The sequence below is a fragment of the Sphingopyxis sp. Q841 genome (assembly GCF_052384365.1).
Classification (GTDB): Bacteria; Pseudomonadota; Alphaproteobacteria; order Sphingomonadales; family Sphingomonadaceae; genus Sphingopyxis; species Sphingopyxis terrae_A.
Genome location: NZ_JBQSUM010000001.1, coordinates 1,397,517 through 1,411,327, shown reverse-complemented (window position 1 = coordinate 1,411,327; position 13,811 = coordinate 1,397,517). Strand labels below are relative to the sequence as shown.

At 67.4% G+C, this 13,811-nt stretch carries 15 protein-coding genes; 7 read left to right on the top strand and 8 right to left on the bottom strand.

Translation table 11 applies throughout. The features are described 5' to 3' along the window. Positions 1 to 88 precede the first annotated feature (88 nt). The 3 genes from ACT17R_RS07005 (at position 89) to ACT17R_RS06995 (ending at position 3,053) form a co-directional block, all read left to right on the top strand. Positions 89 to 745: a response regulator transcription factor gene (locus tag ACT17R_RS07005; protein ID WP_062903088.1), complete on the top strand. Its 657-nt coding sequence runs from the start codon at positions 89 to 91 to the stop codon at positions 743 to 745. Then, positions 742 to 2,109: an ATP-binding protein gene (locus tag ACT17R_RS07000; protein WP_444809187.1), complete on the top strand. Its 1,368-nt coding sequence runs from the start codon at positions 742 to 744 to the stop codon at positions 2,107 to 2,109. Before ACT17R_RS07005 ends, ACT17R_RS07000 begins: the two co-directional genes overlap by 4 nt. A gap of 149 nt (positions 2,110 to 2,258) precedes the next feature. After that, positions 2,259 to 3,053 carry a TlpA disulfide reductase family protein gene (locus tag ACT17R_RS06995; RefSeq protein WP_234178418.1) on the top strand — a complete coding sequence of 265 codons (795 nt, stop codon included), beginning with the start codon at positions 2,259 to 2,261 and terminating at the stop codon, positions 3,051 to 3,053. Between the two features lie 3 nt (positions 3,054 to 3,056). Here ACT17R_RS06995 and ACT17R_RS06990 read toward each other — a convergent pair whose 3' ends face one another. Continuing rightward, positions 3,057 to 3,905 carry a class I SAM-dependent methyltransferase gene (locus ACT17R_RS06990; RefSeq protein WP_444809186.1) on the bottom strand — a complete coding sequence of 283 codons (849 nt, stop codon included), beginning with the start codon at positions 3,903 to 3,905 and terminating at the stop codon, positions 3,057 to 3,059. 172 nt (positions 3,906 to 4,077) lie between these two features. Here ACT17R_RS06990 and ACT17R_RS06985 point away from each other — a divergent pair, with 172 nt between their 5' ends. Further along, positions 4,078 to 5,157: a GNAT family N-acetyltransferase gene (locus ACT17R_RS06985; RefSeq protein ID WP_444809185.1), complete on the top strand. Its 1,080-nt coding sequence runs from the start codon at positions 4,078 to 4,080 to the stop codon at positions 5,155 to 5,157. Continuing rightward, complete coding sequence (locus ACT17R_RS06980) at positions 5,154 to 5,999, top strand: proline dehydrogenase (RefSeq protein WP_186401606.1); 846 nt, start codon at positions 5,154 to 5,156, stop codon at positions 5,997 to 5,999. Before ACT17R_RS06985 ends, ACT17R_RS06980 begins: the two co-directional genes overlap by 4 nt. Positions 6,000 to 6,098: 99 nt before the next feature. Here ACT17R_RS06980 and ACT17R_RS06975 read toward each other — a convergent pair whose 3' ends face one another. Beyond that, a complete protein-coding gene (locus tag ACT17R_RS06975) occupies positions 6,099 to 6,431 on the bottom strand; it encodes a hypothetical protein (RefSeq protein ID WP_062901571.1) in 333 nt (110 codons plus the stop codon). An 84-nt stretch (positions 6,432 to 6,515) separates the two neighbouring features. Here ACT17R_RS06975 and ACT17R_RS06970 point away from each other — a divergent pair, with 84 nt between their 5' ends. Continuing rightward, positions 6,516 to 7,442: a LysR family transcriptional regulator gene (locus tag ACT17R_RS06970; RefSeq protein ID WP_003041844.1), complete on the top strand. Its 927-nt coding sequence runs from the start codon at positions 6,516 to 6,518 to the stop codon at positions 7,440 to 7,442. Positions 7,443 to 7,553: 111 nt separating this feature from the next. Continuing rightward, on the top strand, positions 7,554 to 8,321 hold the full coding sequence (locus ACT17R_RS06965) for a sulfite exporter TauE/SafE family protein (RefSeq protein ID WP_062901573.1): 768 nt from the start codon (positions 7,554 to 7,556) through the stop codon (positions 8,319 to 8,321). Between the two features lie 26 nt (positions 8,322 to 8,347). Here ACT17R_RS06965 and trmB read toward each other — a convergent pair whose 3' ends face one another. From trmB to ACT17R_RS06935, 6 genes are read right to left on the bottom strand one after another with little or no spacing between them, the layout of a single operon-like run. Further along, positions 8,348 to 9,073: a tRNA (guanine(46)-N(7))-methyltransferase TrmB gene (gene trmB, locus ACT17R_RS06960; RefSeq protein ID WP_062903090.1), complete on the bottom strand. Its 726-nt coding sequence runs from the start codon at positions 9,071 to 9,073 to the stop codon at positions 8,348 to 8,350. A 50-nt stretch (positions 9,074 to 9,123) separates the two neighbouring features. Then, on the bottom strand, positions 9,124 to 10,350 hold the full coding sequence (metK, locus tag ACT17R_RS06955) for a methionine adenosyltransferase (protein ID WP_186401608.1): 1,227 nt from the start codon (positions 10,348 to 10,350) through the stop codon (positions 9,124 to 9,126). A 50-nt stretch (positions 10,351 to 10,400) separates the two neighbouring features. Beyond that, positions 10,401 to 12,086, bottom strand: a complete 1,686-nt coding sequence (gene lnt, locus ACT17R_RS06950) for an apolipoprotein N-acyltransferase (protein WP_234178421.1) — start codon at positions 12,084 to 12,086, stop codon at positions 10,401 to 10,403. A gap of 39 nt (positions 12,087 to 12,125) precedes the next feature. Continuing rightward, on the bottom strand, positions 12,126 to 12,500 hold the full coding sequence (locus ACT17R_RS06945) for a DUF2141 domain-containing protein (RefSeq protein WP_234178422.1): 375 nt from the start codon (positions 12,498 to 12,500) through the stop codon (positions 12,126 to 12,128). Next, positions 12,481 to 13,269 carry a sterol desaturase family protein gene (locus ACT17R_RS06940; RefSeq protein WP_444809184.1) on the bottom strand — a complete coding sequence of 263 codons (789 nt, stop codon included), beginning with the start codon at positions 13,267 to 13,269 and terminating at the stop codon, positions 12,481 to 12,483. The genes ACT17R_RS06945 and ACT17R_RS06940 overlap by 20 nt, the downstream gene beginning before the upstream one ends. Continuing rightward, positions 13,266 to 13,799 carry a GNAT family N-acetyltransferase gene (locus ACT17R_RS06935; RefSeq protein WP_234178424.1) on the bottom strand — a complete coding sequence of 178 codons (534 nt, stop codon included), beginning with the start codon at positions 13,797 to 13,799 and terminating at the stop codon, positions 13,266 to 13,268. Before ACT17R_RS06935 ends, ACT17R_RS06940 begins: the two co-directional genes overlap by 4 nt. Between the last annotated feature and the right edge of the window lie 12 nt (positions 13,800 to 13,811).

The window sequence follows — 13,811 nt, the reverse complement described above, 5'->3', positions numbered from 1 at the left end:
TTTTGTCAGTGTCGCGTCAGGCAATTGCGCTAGGACCATCACACCGGGATGAAGACGATGAGATCATCCCTACAAGGACAAGATGCCGATGCGCGTATTGCTGGTCGAAGACGATCCCGAACTGCGCCGCCGCCTGACCGAGCGGCTGGTGGCGGCGGGGATTGCCGTCGACAGCGCCGCGTCGGCGGGCGACGCCCGCGACTGGCCCGACATCGACATGCTGGGCGCGGTGATCCTCGATCTGGGACTGCCCGACGGCGACGGGATCGATGTGCTGCGCTACTGGCGCGGCGCCGCGCGGACGGTGCCGATCCTGATCCTGACCGCGCGGGGCAACTGGCGTGAAAAGGTCGAGGGGCTGAACAGCGGCGCCGATGATTTCATCGTCAAGCCGGTGCGGTTCGAAGAGCTGCTGGCGCGGCTGCATGCGCTGTGGCGGCGTGGACGCGGGCGCGGCAGCAACGCGCTGACGGTCGGCCCGCTTTCGCTCGACCCCGTCGCGTCCACCGCGACGCTGCACGGCGAAGCGCTGACGCTCAGTCGCAAGGAGTTCGCGCTGCTGCACCTCTTCATGCGGCGTCCCGAACATATCTTGTCGCAAGCCGACATCCTCGATCAGCTTTACGCACTCGAAGCCGAGCGCGACCGCAACGCGGTGGAGGCGCATATCAGCCGGCTGCGCCGCAAGATCGGACGCGACGCTATTCGCACCGTGCGCGGCCTGGGATATCGGCTCGAATTGTGACCCGACTCTTTTCCAGCCTGCGCGCGCGCTTTCTGGCCGCCATCCTGATCTGGGTGGCGCTGGGCATCGGCGCGTTGTGGTTTTCGTCGGTGCGGCTGTTCAGCAGCCATGTCGAACAGCAATATCATGAAGAGCTGGAGGTTCATGTCCGCGAGCTCGCCGAGCTGACCGTGCTCGATGCGGCGGGCAACCCCCGCCTGTCGCGGCCGCTGTCCGATCCGCGCTATGCGGTGCCGCTGTCCGGATTTTACTGGCAGATCGGGCGCCCCGGCTATCGCTCGCTGAAGTCGCCCTCTATGACGCGCGGCGCGCTCGACGAGGATGTCGCGCACAGCCCGGACATCCTGCACCGCGTCGAAAACGGCCCAACGGGGCCCACGATCACCTATGGCTTCGAGCGCGCCGTGCCGGGCGGCGCCCCGCTGCATTTCGTCATCGCCACCGACGAGCGCCTGCTGCGCGCCGTAATCGCGAGCTTTACCCGCGAGCTCAGTCTGTGGCTCAGCCTGCTCGCGCTCGCGCTTCTGGCAAGCGGCCTTGCGATCATCACGCTCGGCTTCCGGCCGTTCAACCGGCTGGCCGCGCGGATCGCGGCGCTGCGCCGCGGGCAGGCCGATCACATCGAGGGGTTGTTTCCTGACGAAATCCGCCAGCTCGTCGATCCGTTGAACAGCTATCTGGCGCGCAACGCCGAGATCGTCGAACGCGGGCGTGTCGCCGCGGGCGCGCTGGCGCACTCGCTGCGCACCCCGCTCGCCGTCGTCACCGACGAGGCCGAACGGCTTCAACAGCGCGGCACCGAAAGCGCTGCGGCCGACGTCTTCCTGTCCGAAAGCGAGACAATGCAGCGCCAGATCGACTATCATCTGTCGCGCGTCCGGTCGGGCGGGTCGCATGCGGGGGTGGTCGGCGGCGTGCGGCTCGCCGCGATCCTGCCGCCGCTGATCGCCGCGATGGAACGCTGCCATCCGGGCAAGCGCTTCGCGGCGACCGCCGCGGCGCTCGATCCCGCTGCCCCTTCGCTTCCCATGGATGCCGAGGATCTGAGCGAGATATTGTCGAACCTGCTCGACAATGCCGGAAAATGGGCGCGATCGGGCATCACGATCGACTATAGTTTCGCCGGCGCCGCGCGCCGCATTGCCATTACCGACGACGGGCCGGGCGTTCCGCCCGATCAGCGCGATGCTATGTTCGGCATCGGCGCGCGCGGCGCTGGCCCCGGCGCCGGATCGGGCCTTGGCCTTGCCATCGCGCGCGATGTGGCGCGCGACTATGGGGGCGATGTAGCGCTCGATCGCGCACCGTCGGGCGGCACGGTCGCTACGCTCCGCATCGGCGATTGGCCCGGGGGCGACATGTAACGAACGACTGTCCGGCGGCCGTCCCTTTTCTTTCGCCGCCGTTTCGCCGATCAGATTGCGCAAAGGGGGCGCTTCGGGAGCCAAAAGGAAATTGACTTGGATGTGACCAAATCGCCGCGACCATATCGCGCAGCCCGGCGGCCACGCCGATGACGATTTCGCTCGGGCCGCTCGCGCTTGCCGCCGACCGCCTGCTCGCGGTCGCGCTGGTCTGGCTGTTTCTGGCGGGCGGCAGCCTGATCGCGGCGCGCGGCGATATGCGCGCGGCGACAGCGAGCTGGATCGCCGTCATCGTGGGGCTGCTCGTGGCGCGCGCCGCCTATGTGGTGCGCCACGCCGATGCCTATGCACCCGAACCCTGGTCGATCCTTGCGGTCTGGCAGGGTGGTTTCCTGCCCTGGGCCGGGATCGCTGCGGCGGGGATGGCGGTGGCCGTCTGGCTCCGCCGCTCGCGCTCGACAGCGCTGTTGCTTGGCGTGCTCGCCGGGCTGGCGGCGGTTCATGCGGTCGCGGCGCCGGCGCTCGAACCCGCGCCGCGCCCGCTCGCGCGGGGGCTGATGCTCACCGACATGGAGGGGGGCGCGATCGCGCTCGATACGCTGCGCGGGAAGCCGATGGTCATCAACCTGTGGGCGACATGGTGCCCGCCGTGCCAGCGCGAACTGCCGATGCTCGCCGAGGTTGCGGCGACATCGCGCGTGCCCATCCTGCTGGTCAATCAGGGGCAGGACAGCGCGACCGTCGCCGCCTATCTGGCCGAGCGCAAGGTGACGGGCACGCACGTCTATCTCGACCATAGCGGGCGGACGGGCGATGCCGCGGGCGGGCTAGTGCTGCCGACGACCCTGTTCGTCGATGCCAAGGGCCGGATTGTCCGCCGTCACAGCGGCGAAATATCGCGCGCCGCACTCGCCGACGGGCTGGCGCTGATCGCGCGGCGCTAAGGCTCAGGCGGCGGTCACCAGCCAGGCGCGCGCGCCGAGGCGAACCCCCGCTTCGGGATCATGATGCTCGCCATAGACGCGCTCCAGATCGGCGCGCGCCGCTGCCATCACATCGGCGCCCGCCTCGCTCAGCACGCGCGCAGCGGACATCGATTCGAGCGCAAAGTCGGCGGCCTCCGCAGGGGTGCGCCCCGGCCCGCCGATCGCCTGATCGCCGCGCCAGTCGTCGATGTCGACCTGGGCAAAGCCGGCATCGGCGAGCAGGCCGCGCAGATAGTCGATATCCTCGAAGGCGAAGGGCCCCGGAGCGCGCGGCGTCGCGGGCGGTACGTCGACGTGCGCGCGGATCACCCCCATCACCGCCATCATCCAGACATTGTCGCGTGGCGGTCCCCAGACCGCGAGGTCGAAGCGCGCGCCGGGCACGAGCTGCGTCCGCAAGTGGCGAAAGGCGGCGACGGGATCGGTGAAAAACATGCTGCCGAAACGCGAGACGAGCCGGTCATAAGGTGCTGCCGGCAGCACCGCGCTCGCCGCATCGCCGCAGAAAAAGCGCAGCGCGGGAAAATCGGCGCCGGCCCGCGCGCGCGCCGCGACGATCAGGTCGGGCGAGATGTCGAGCCCGAGCACTGCTCCCCGCGGTCCGACGCGCGCCGCGATCGCGCGGCTCGTCGCGCCGCCCCCGCACCCCAGATCGACGATGCGCTCGCCCGCCGCGATCGCTGCGCGATCGAGCAGCGCGGTGCCGATCGGTTCCAGCATCGCTTCGAAATGGTCGACATTGCGCAACCAGCGCTGCCCCATCTCGCCCGACCAGTCGTCCGCGAACACCGATGTCTTGTCGCCCGTCATCGCCGCCTCCCGTCGCATCGATCGCGCCTGCCTCCCGCAAGCCCCGCGCGGCGTCAAGCGATGATCCGCGCCGCGCAGACATTTATTAGCCTTTCCGCGCTATTCGCGCAGGCGAGAGGGGCAGAATTTGCTGCATGCGCATTTCTTCAAGCGCGCCGACCGACACGCGCAAATGGCGCCGCCGCATTCGGCGCGCGCGATCGATCTTGCGCGCTGGGACGGCAGCGCCTGGCTGGCCGAAGAATGGCGCGCGCTCGAACCCCATGGCCGCTGGCCAACCCAGAGTCACGCCTTCGCCGCCGCGCTGACCCCGTTGATCGAAGGGCAGCGCCGCAAGCTGCTCGGACTGCGCGCCGGCCGCACGATTTCGGCGCTCCTGCCGCTGTGCCGCGACGCGGGCGCGATCGGCCGCTGGCGCATCGCGGGATCGCGCGAACTGTTCGAGCCGGGCGATCTGCTTGCGGCGCGGCCCGATGATGCCGCCCCGATCGCGGGCGCGCTCGCGCGGTTGCACCAGCCGCTCTCCTTCGACCGGATTTCCGCCGACTCGCCGCTGCTGCCGGCGCTGCGCCGCGCGATGCACGGGCGCGGCCTGCTGTCGGTGCGCCCGGCGATGCCCTGCCCGCTGATCGTGCTCGACGAAAGCTGGCGCGATCCCGAAAGCCACTTCAATTCGGGCCGCCGGTCCGATTTCCGGCGCGCGGCCCGGCGCGCCGAGGCGCTGGGGCCGGTCACGTTCGAGACGCTGGCGCCGGGCCTGCAGGATTTCGACGCGCTGTTCGACGAAGCGATCGGGGTCGAGGCGAAGAGCTGGAAGCTGGAGGCGGGAAGCGCGATCGCGGTCGACCGCCGCCGCGAGACCTTCTTCCGCCGCTTTTTTCGCGATGCCGCCGCCGAGGGCCGGTTCCGGCTGTCCTTCATGCGGATCGGCGGCGAAGCGGTGGCGATGCAATTGGCGCTGGTCAGCGACGATCGATACTGGCTGTTCAAGATTGGCCACGACGACCGCTTCGGCAAATGCTCGCCGGGGACGCTGCTGATGCTCCACACGCTGCGCTGGGCGGCGGGCGAGGGCCTGCGCAGCTACGAACTGCTCGGCGAGGCCGAGGGCTGGATCACCCGCTTCTGGACGCAGGAACAGCGCGCGTGCGTGCGCGTGCGCACCTATCCGGCAAGCGTGTCGGGGGCGCTGGCGCTCGCCGCCGACGGCGCCCATTGGGTGTGGAAACGCCTGGTCCGGCGCAGCACATGAAGGATAGGCCGCTCTGGCGCTGGCTGCGCGCGCGGCGCTATGCACTGCCGCAGCAGGCGGGCAGCTGGCTTCCGGTTCCCGACGCCGCGGCGGGCTCACGGGTCGCCCGGCGGCTGTCGCGCGGCGGTATCGCGGTGACGATCGGCTATTTTCAGGGCGATGCCGATGACGCCGACGCCATCGTGGCTGCTTACGGCCGGATCGCCGCCACTCCGCTGCCGCCGGGAAGCTATTTGTCGGTCAAGGCGCCGCCGCTGGGCTTTTGTCCGCAGCGGCTGCGCCGGATTGCCGAGGTGGGCGCGGCCGCGGGGCTGCCGGTGCTGCTTGATGCCCATGCCCCCGCCGATGCCGACGCGACATTGGATGCGCTTGCCGCCCTGCTGCCCGACTTTCCGGACAGCGGCATCGCCTTGCCCGCGCGCTGGCGGCGCAGCGCCGCAGATGCCGCGCGCCTGTCCGGGACATCGGCGCGTATCCGGGTGGTGAAGGGCGAATGGGCCGATCCGCTTTGCGATGCGGCGGATGGCGATGCCGCCTATCGGACGCTGATCGACGCTCTCGCCGGGCGCGCGGCACCCGTAGCGGTGGCGACGCACAAGCCTGCGCTGGCTGCTGCCGCGCTCGACCGGTTGCTTGCGGCGGGAACCCCGTGCGAGCTTGAACAATTGCGCGGGCTGCCCGGGCGCCGCACCCTCGTCGCCGCGCGGACGCGCGGGGTCGGCACGCGCCTCTACGTCCCGCTCGGTCCCGGCTGGTGGCCCTATGCGATCAACAAGGCGCTTGCGCGGCCGCATCTGCCCTTATGGTATCTGCGCGACCGGATCGGGCTTGCCGATCGCTGAAACAAAATGGGGCGGCCCGTTTCGGTGCCGCCCCAGTTGTGCGTCCGTCCGGGGAGAGGGAGAGAGGACGGACCGGAGATGGTGTCGTGGCTTATTCGATCAGCGCGATGCAACCTGGCTGTCGGTCGCTTCATCGACGCCGGCAACCTTGAGCGCGGCGCGGAACTGCTTGGCGGCGGCGCGTTCGTTGCCCGCTTCGCACAGCTTCTTGCCGGTGGCGACGAAGCGCTTCGCGCTGGCCTGCTTGCCACCCTGGGCGCTGTCGGCGGCGGTGTTCGCCTGGTCGGCAAGGCCGGTGCAGCGATAATCGGCGCTGCCCTGCGCATAGGCCGGCGACGTCGAAGCGATCAGGCCGCCGAAGGCGAGCGCCGAACCGGCGACGATCGCGAAAGCGGTGGGAAAGCGGCGAAAAGAGGAGAGCTGATTGGTCATGGGAGAGGTTTCCTTTCGTTTCGTTGTGCAACCTTTTTAGGCGCGCTTGCGCACTTAGATAATCCTCTATAATCTGCAAGTGCCTTGAAGCAGGATTTAACAATCCCCCATGGGGCGCTCGACGGGATCGAAGCTTTCCTGCGTGTCGCGGAAAGGCGGAGCTTTTCCGCCGCGGCAGCTGATCTGGGCGTATCTCCCTCGGCGATCAGCCAGACGATCAAGACGCTGGAAGCGCGCGTCGGCGCACCTTTGTTCATGCGGACGACGCGTAGCGTCGGGCTGACGCAGGCGGGCGAAATGTTCCTCGAACGCGCCGCGCCTGCCTTTGCCGGGCTGGCCGACGCCTATGAAGCGGCGCGCAACCTGGGCAACCGTCCGGCGGGGCGGCTGCGCATCAACCTGATGCGCGGCGCGGTGCAGCCGATGTTCGAGCCGATCATCGCGGGTTTCGTCGACGCCTATCCCGAGATCGAGCTGGAAATCTATGCCGACGACGCGCTCGCCGACCTGAGCGCCGGGGGCTTCGACGCCGGCGTCCGGATGGGTGAATCGCTCGATGCCGATGTGATCGCTATTCGCCTCACCGGCCCGTTTCGCTTCGTCGCGGCCGCTTCGCCTGCCTATCTCGACCGCTTCGGGCGTCCCGAAAGGCCCGAAGATCTGAAAGATCATCGCTGCATCCGCTTCCGCTTGGCGACGGGGGCGCTGATGCCGTGGACCTTTGCGCAGGGGAACCGCGAATTCGAGGTCGGGGTGACCGGGCCGGTGATCGTCAACGACTGGATCGCCGCGCTGGTCGCGATGCGTACCGGCGTCGCGATCGGGATGATGGCCGAGCCGATGGCGAAGAAGATGGTCGAAACGGGCGAGCTCGAACTGGTGCTCACCGACTATGCCGACGCGACCAGCGGGCTGTTCCTCTATTACCCCAGCCGCAAGCAGGTGATGCCCAAGCTGCGCGCCTTCATCGACTATGTCCGCGAATATCTGCCCGACCAGATAGGCGCCTGATCGGCCGCTGGACGCACAAATAATATCCTTCGCTGCGCGCAGAAAATTTATGCTGGTCAAGCCGTGCAAATCGCGGCAGCTAGTTCTCAACTAAAAAAGTTGGGAAGAATCATGCTCGATCTGTCGACCTTCGATTTCGCGGCGCTGTTGCCCTTCATCCTGATCGGCTTCGCCGCGCAGCTCGTCGACGGCGCGCTCGGCATGGCGTTCGGGGTGATCTGCAATACCTTGCTCGTCGCCGTGATGGGCGTGCCGCCTGCCACTGCATCGGCGCGCATCCATGTCGTCGAGGTATTCACGACCGCAGTGTCGGGGATCAGCCATCTGTTCCACCGCAATATCGAATGGGGCCTCTTCTTCCGCCTGCTCATCCCGGGCCTGATCGGCGGGGTGTCCGGCGCCTATCTGCTGACCTCGATCGACGGTGCGATCGTCAAGCCGATCGTCCTCGCCTATCTCGTCGCCGTCGGCGTGTGGCTGCTGATCCGCGGGCTGCTCTATCCGCCGAAAATTCGCAAGCCGACGGTGATTGCGCCGCTCGGCCTCGTCGGCGGCTTCCTCGATGCGGCGGGCGGGGGCGGCTGGGGGCCTGTCGTGACCTCCAACCTGCTCGTCCAGGGCGCCGAACCGCGCAAGGTGATCGGCACGGTCAACAGCGTCGAATTTTTCCTGACGCTCGCGGTGTCGGCAACCTTCATCTGGCACCTCGGCCTCGACGATGTCGCAGGCGCGACGCTCGGGCTGCTGATCGGCGGCGTCTGCGCCGCCCCGATCGGCGCCTTCATGGCCAAGCGCATCGCCCCCAAGCTGATGCTCGTACTCGTCGGCATCGTCCTGACCGCGACGAGCTGCTTCGGACTATATCGCGCGTTGATGTAAGGGCCGCGGGCAATCGACCGGACGATCTAGATGCGCCGATAGCGAAAATACCAGACCTCGTGCCCCTGCGCGCGCGCCTTGGCTTCGTAGCGGGTTTCGGGCCAGCCGCCGGGGCGCACCAGAAAATCCTGTGCGCTTTGCGCCAGCCATTCGAACTGGTGGCGGTGGCGCCGCATCACCATCAGCGCGTGGGCAAGGTAGACCGGATGGTCGGTGCCGAAGCGAAATTCGCCGCCGGGTTTCAGCTTGGCGGCGATCAGGTCGAGCGGGCCGTCGTTCATCATCCGCCGTTTGGCATGGCGCGCCTTGGGCCACGGGTCGGGGTGGAGCAAATAGGCGAAGCTCAGCGCCCCGTCGGGGATGCGGCGCAGCACCTCGAGCGCGTCGCCATGGTGGATACGGACATTGGCGAGCGGCAGGCTCCGGCCATGGTCGCCCGACACATGCACCAGCGCCTGCGCGACGCCGTTGAGGAAGGGCTCGGCGCCGATGAAGCCGTGGTCAGGCAACATGTCGGCGCGCCCCGCCATATGTTCGCCGCCGCCGAAACCGATCTCGAAGTGCAGCGGACGCCCGGCTCCTTCGGCGTCGCCGAACAGCAATGACGCGGTGACCGGCCCTTCGGCCGGAACCGCGATCTGCGGCAGCAGCGTGTCGATCAGATCCTGTTGCCCCGCGCGCAGGGCTTTGCCCTTCGCGCGCCCGTAAAGGCGGTTGAGCGTTGTCGGATCGCCGGATTTATAAGCCGTCATGCCGCGCGCGTTAGCCGCCTCGGGCCGAGGCGGCAAGCGCCGCGGCGGCATCAGCCAGCGAACGCAGCTTTCAGCTTGTCGGTGAGGTCGGTGCGTTCCCACGGGAAGGCATCGCCCGACGCCTGGCGACCGAAATGGCCATAGGCGGCGGTCTGGCGATAGATCGGCTTGTTGAGGCCGAGGTGGGTGCGGATGCCCTTCGGCGTCAGGCGGACGAGCTGCGGCAGCAGCTGCTCGAGCGCCGCCTCGGTCACGCCTTCCGCCGCCGTGCCGTGCAGATCGACATAGACCGACAGCGGCTCGGCGACGCCGATCGCGTAGCTAAGCTGGATCGTGCAGCGGCGGGCAAGGCCCGCGGCGACGATATTCTTGGCGAGGTAGCGCGTGACATAGGCCGCCGAGCGGTCGACTTTGGTCGGGTCCTTGCCGCTGAACGCGCCGCCACCGTGCGGGCTTGCGCCGCCATAGGTGTCGACGATGATCTTGCGGCCGGTCAGGCCGGCGTCGCCGTCTGGCCCGCCAATCTCGAAACGTCCCGTCGGGTTGATGTGATAGACGGTGTTCGCGGTCAGCAATTCGGCCGGCAGCACGTCGGCGATCACGCCGAGCACATATTTGCGCAGTTCCTGATATTTCGCCTCGTCGCCTTCGCCGCCGTGGAAGAAATAGCCCGGCGCATGCTGCGTCGAAACGACGATCGCGGTCGCCTCGACCGGGCGTTCGTTGGCATAGCGCAGCGTGACCTGGCTCTTCGCATCGGGTTCGAGGAAGGGGGCGATGCCCGCCTTGCGGTCGGCCGCCATGCGTTCGAGAATCTTGTGTGCATAGTCGAGCGTCGCGGGCATCAGGTCGGGGGTTTCGTCGGACGCATAGCCGAACATGATCCCCTGGTCGCCCGCACCTTCATCCTTGTCGGCGCTTTCGTCAACGCCCTGCGCGATATGCGCCGACTGGCCGTGCAGATTATTCTCGAAGCGGAACTGGTTCCAGTGGAAGCCGGCCTGTTCATAGCCGATGTCCTTGACCGTGTTGCGGACGGTGGCTTCAATCTCGTCGAGCGCGCCCGGTGCCCACTCACCATCTTCGAACACGCCCTTGCAGCGGATTTCACCCGCCAGCACGACGAGCTGCGTCGTCGTCAGCGTTTCGCACGCAACACGCGCTTCGGGGTCCTTCGCCAGGAACAGGTCGACGATCGAATCGCTGATCTGATCGGCCACCTTGTCGGGATGTCCTTCGGACACGCTTTCGGAGGTGAAGAGGAAGCTGTTGCGCATGGGGAGCCTTTTGGAATCGAATATAAAGGAAACTTTATGTCGCCCCGCTGTTAGCGCCCGCGCCGCCGAAAGGCAATGGCGAGTGCGAGCAGCAGCAGGGCAAAGCCGACGGGCAGCATGTTGCCATAACGCGCGAACAGGGTTGGCGCTTGCGCCTTTGGAATGAAGGCATCGATGCGGCCGGCGGCGTGCATCGGCAGCGCTTCGACGATCCGGCCGTCGGCGTCGATCACCGCGCTGATCCCCGTCGGCGTTGCGCGGATCACCGGCAGCCCTTCCTCGATCGCGCGCAGCCGCGCCTGCGCCAGATGCTGCGGCGGACCCCAGGCACCGAACCAGGCATCGTTCGACGGATTGAAGATGTAATCGGGGCGGTGGGCGCGGTCGACGACCTCGCCCGAGAAGATGATTTCGTAACAGATTTGCAGCCCCGCCTTGCCGAAGGCGCCCAGGTCGAGCGTGTGAGGTCCGGGACCGGGCCAGAAATCGAGATCGCCAGGGGCGAGGCGCGACAGGCCGATCGCCGAAAGCAGCGGCCGCATCGGCAGATATTCGCCATAGGGCACCAGATGCGCCTTGTCATACCGCGGGCCGAGCGTCCCATCGGCATGGACCGTCATCACCGCGTTGCGCGCGCCCACGGCCTGCCCCGTGCGGTCGAACTCCAGCTTGAGCGCGCCGAGCAGCATCAAGTCGCCGGGGTTCATCAGCGCGGTCAGCCGCCCACGCGCCTCGGCGGGCGAGCGGTCGTAATAGACCGCGGGATAACCGGTCTCGAGATAGTCGGGGATCGCCGCTTCGGGCCAAAGGATCAGCCGCGGCGCGTCCGACCGGGGCGTCGTCAGCCGCGCGAGCTTGGCGAAATTGGCGTCGGCCTTGTCGCCTTCCCACTTGTCCTGCTGTCCGACATTGGGCTGGACGACGGTGATGGGAATTGCTTGCCCCGCTTTGGCTGGCGCTCTTCCCAAGTCGTCTAGCTGCGCCATGTGCGTTAACGGTATCGTGAGCGCAAACAGGGCGAAAATTGCCCCGCCCAATATGACCGACGGGAAGGTGCCGTCGCGAAAGGACGGCATCAGGGCTCGCCACCAGCGCGGCAACCACTGAACTGCTTGGAGTAATAGAAAGCCGGCCAGCAAAATGACGATGGCCGACACGCCATAAGTTCCGATAAACCGCACCGGCGACAGAAGCGGGATAACTGGCACCAGGATGACGCTCAGCGGATTCCACGCAAAGCCAGTGAAAACCCAGCTCCGCAGCCACTCGGCCAGCGTCCACAGCCCCGCGAAGGCGAAGATGAAGGAGAGCGTCGTCCCCGCCCCTTCGGCTGCCTTGCCGGCGCTCAGGGCAGGCTTGGCGGGGGCGGCGAACCATTGGATGGTCCACGCCCCCCAAGCCGCCAGCGCTGGGTAAATCGCAAGATACAGCGACAGCAGTGCCACCGCGATCCACCCCAGCCATGCGGGCATCGCCGCCTGATAGGTGAAGGCGGTCGCAATCCAGTTGAGCCCTAGCGCGAAATGGCCGACCCCGAAGCCCCAGCCGATCCCGAAGGCACGCGCGCCCCGCGGACTCCGCGCGACGAGCAGCATCCATCCCGCGAGCGCAAGCAGCGTCAGCGGCCAGAGATTCAGCGGCGCAAAACCGGTTGCGGAAATCAGACCGAGCAACAGCGCGAGCCCTTTGGGCCAGCGGTCGGCGATCGAAGCGATGCGGGTGGGGAGGCCGGTCACGCGCGCTGCTTTAGCGGGCGGCCGCGTCGCCCACAATCGTCACAGCATATATTTCATCTTGATCGACTGGCGCATGTCGCCGGTGACGGCAAAGCTCGCCGATTTGAACTTCGGTGGCCCCATGCGGATCGCCGGGTCGCGCGAAAAGCCGAAGCCTTCTTTTGGCAGGAACAGCGCCATGTCCATCTTGTTGTTGCCATTCTCGTCATGGACCACCGCGATGGCATAGGTTCCGGCGGCGACCCCGCGAATTTTGAAATCGCCGGCGTCGGCCGCCTTTACCGCCATCTGCACCGACGCCTTGTCCTTGCTGCAGTCGGGAAAGGCCTTTGGGTTGGCGGTCAGGCAGACAAGAATCTGTCCCTTGACGTTGCGCAGGCCGGTGATGCTGACTTCAACCGTCGGGCCGGTCATCGGAGCGTGAGGCGGCGCGGTCGCCGCGACCGGCAGCGGCACGAGCGCCGCCAAAGCTGCCCAGCCCGATATCGGTGCCGCATGCCTTATCCCAGAAGCGGAAGTAAAGACCATAATTCCCCCGATAGGCAGCGTGATGCTGCTCATGGTGCGTCGCGGTTATCAGCCAGCGCCCTGCTGGTCCATGAACGAGTGCGCGCGGGAACATCTCCCACCCCATATGATTGCCGACCCCCATCAGCGTCATGATCGCGAGCACGAGACCCAGCACCGCGACATGGGCAGGAACGACAAAGACCAGCGCCGGAATGACGAGCGCGCCGGTGATAGCTTCCCACGGGTGAAAGCTCATCGCCGCCCATGCGGTCGGCGGCCGGCTCTGGTGATGCACGGCATGCGCGATGCGGAACAGTCGCGGCTGGTGCATCCAGCGATGCGTCCAATAGAACCATGTGTCGTGAAGCAGCAGATAGACGAAGAGGCTGACCGGCAGATACCAGAGGGGAAAGGCGTGGACGTCGGTGTAGATGCGCGTCCAGCCTCGCGCCTGCCATCCCCAGGCGACGATGCCCGCCGGAATGCCGTAAATCGCTGCGCTGGCAAGGCTCCAGCCGATTTCTCGCCGCATCTGCGTCTCGAGCCCGCGATAGAGACCGGGATGCTTGAGCCGCGTTGCGAGTGCAAATCCTCCGCTGCTCAGCAGATAGCGTCCGCCGACGATCAAGGTCATCACAAGCGCCGAGAGCGCGATAGCGAGCGCGGCGCTCATGCGGGCGCGCTCGCGGTGCCGTCGCCGAGCGGGCGCTGCATATAGACGGTGTCGAGCCAGCGCCCATGCTTCCAGCCCATGCCGGCGAGGCGCCCCGCATGGACAAAACCCGCCGCCGCGTGGAGCGCGATCGAGGCAGGCTCGGCGCCGCCGATCACCGCGACCATCGTGCGGAAGCCAGATACTTCGGCGGCGTCGAGCAGCGCGGCGAGCAAGGCTCGGCCGACCCCGCGTCCCTGCTGCGCCGGGGCCACATAAATGCTGTCCTCGCACGCCCAGGCATAGGCGGCGCGCGGGCGGAACTGGCTGGCATAGGCATAGCCCAGGGGCCCGCCGTCGGCCGCCTCGGCGACCAGAAAGGGCCAGCCCTTTGCGCGATGCTCCGAAATCAACGCCGCGGTGGCGAGCGTGCTGCGCGGTTCGGTGTCGTAGCTGGCGGTTCCGTGTGCGACGTGGTGCGCATAGATTGCGGCGATGGCCCTGGCATCGTCAGGGGTCGCGGAGCGGATGACGGGAACTAGCGCTGCCATGCGAAAGCGATA

What these genes read in the sequence shown, in the direction of transcription:
- ACT17R_RS06990 (WP_444809186.1), bottom strand. Translation starts at nt 3,905, where the DNA reads ATGACGGGCGACAAGACATCGGTGTTCGCGGACGACTGGTCGGGCGAG.
- ACT17R_RS06980 (WP_186401606.1), top strand. Translation starts at nt 5,154, where the DNA reads ATGAAGGATAGGCCGCTCTGGCGCTGGCTGCGCGCGCGGCGCTATGCA.
- trmB (WP_062903090.1), bottom strand. Translation starts at nt 9,073, where the DNA reads ATGACGGCTTATAAATCCGGCGATCCGACAACGCTCAACCGCCTTTAC.
- ACT17R_RS06935 (WP_234178424.1), bottom strand. Translation starts at nt 13,799, where the DNA reads ATGGCAGCGCTAGTTCCCGTCATCCGCTCCGCGACCCCTGACGATGCC.
- ACT17R_RS06975 (WP_062901571.1), bottom strand. Translation starts at nt 6,431, where the DNA reads ATGACCAATCAGCTCTCCTCTTTTCGCCGCTTTCCCACCGCTTTCGCG.
- ACT17R_RS06945 (WP_234178422.1), bottom strand. Translation starts at nt 12,500, where the DNA reads ATGACCGGCCCGACGGTTGAAGTCAGCATCACCGGCCTGCGCAACGTC.
- metK (WP_186401608.1), bottom strand. Translation starts at nt 10,350, where the DNA reads ATGCGCAACAGCTTCCTCTTCACCTCCGAAAGCGTGTCCGAAGGACAT.
- ACT17R_RS06995 (WP_234178418.1), top strand. Translation starts at nt 2,259, where the DNA reads ATGACGATTTCGCTCGGGCCGCTCGCGCTTGCCGCCGACCGCCTGCTC.
- ACT17R_RS07005 (WP_062903088.1), top strand. Translation starts at nt 89, where the DNA reads ATGCGCGTATTGCTGGTCGAAGACGATCCCGAACTGCGCCGCCGCCTG.
- ACT17R_RS06940 (WP_444809184.1), bottom strand. Translation starts at nt 13,269, where the DNA reads ATGAGCGCCGCGCTCGCTATCGCGCTCTCGGCGCTTGTGATGACCTTG.
- ACT17R_RS06965 (WP_062901573.1), top strand. Translation starts at nt 7,554, where the DNA reads ATGCTCGATCTGTCGACCTTCGATTTCGCGGCGCTGTTGCCCTTCATC.
- ACT17R_RS06985 (WP_444809185.1), top strand. Translation starts at nt 4,078, where the DNA reads ATGGCGCCGCCGCATTCGGCGCGCGCGATCGATCTTGCGCGCTGGGAC.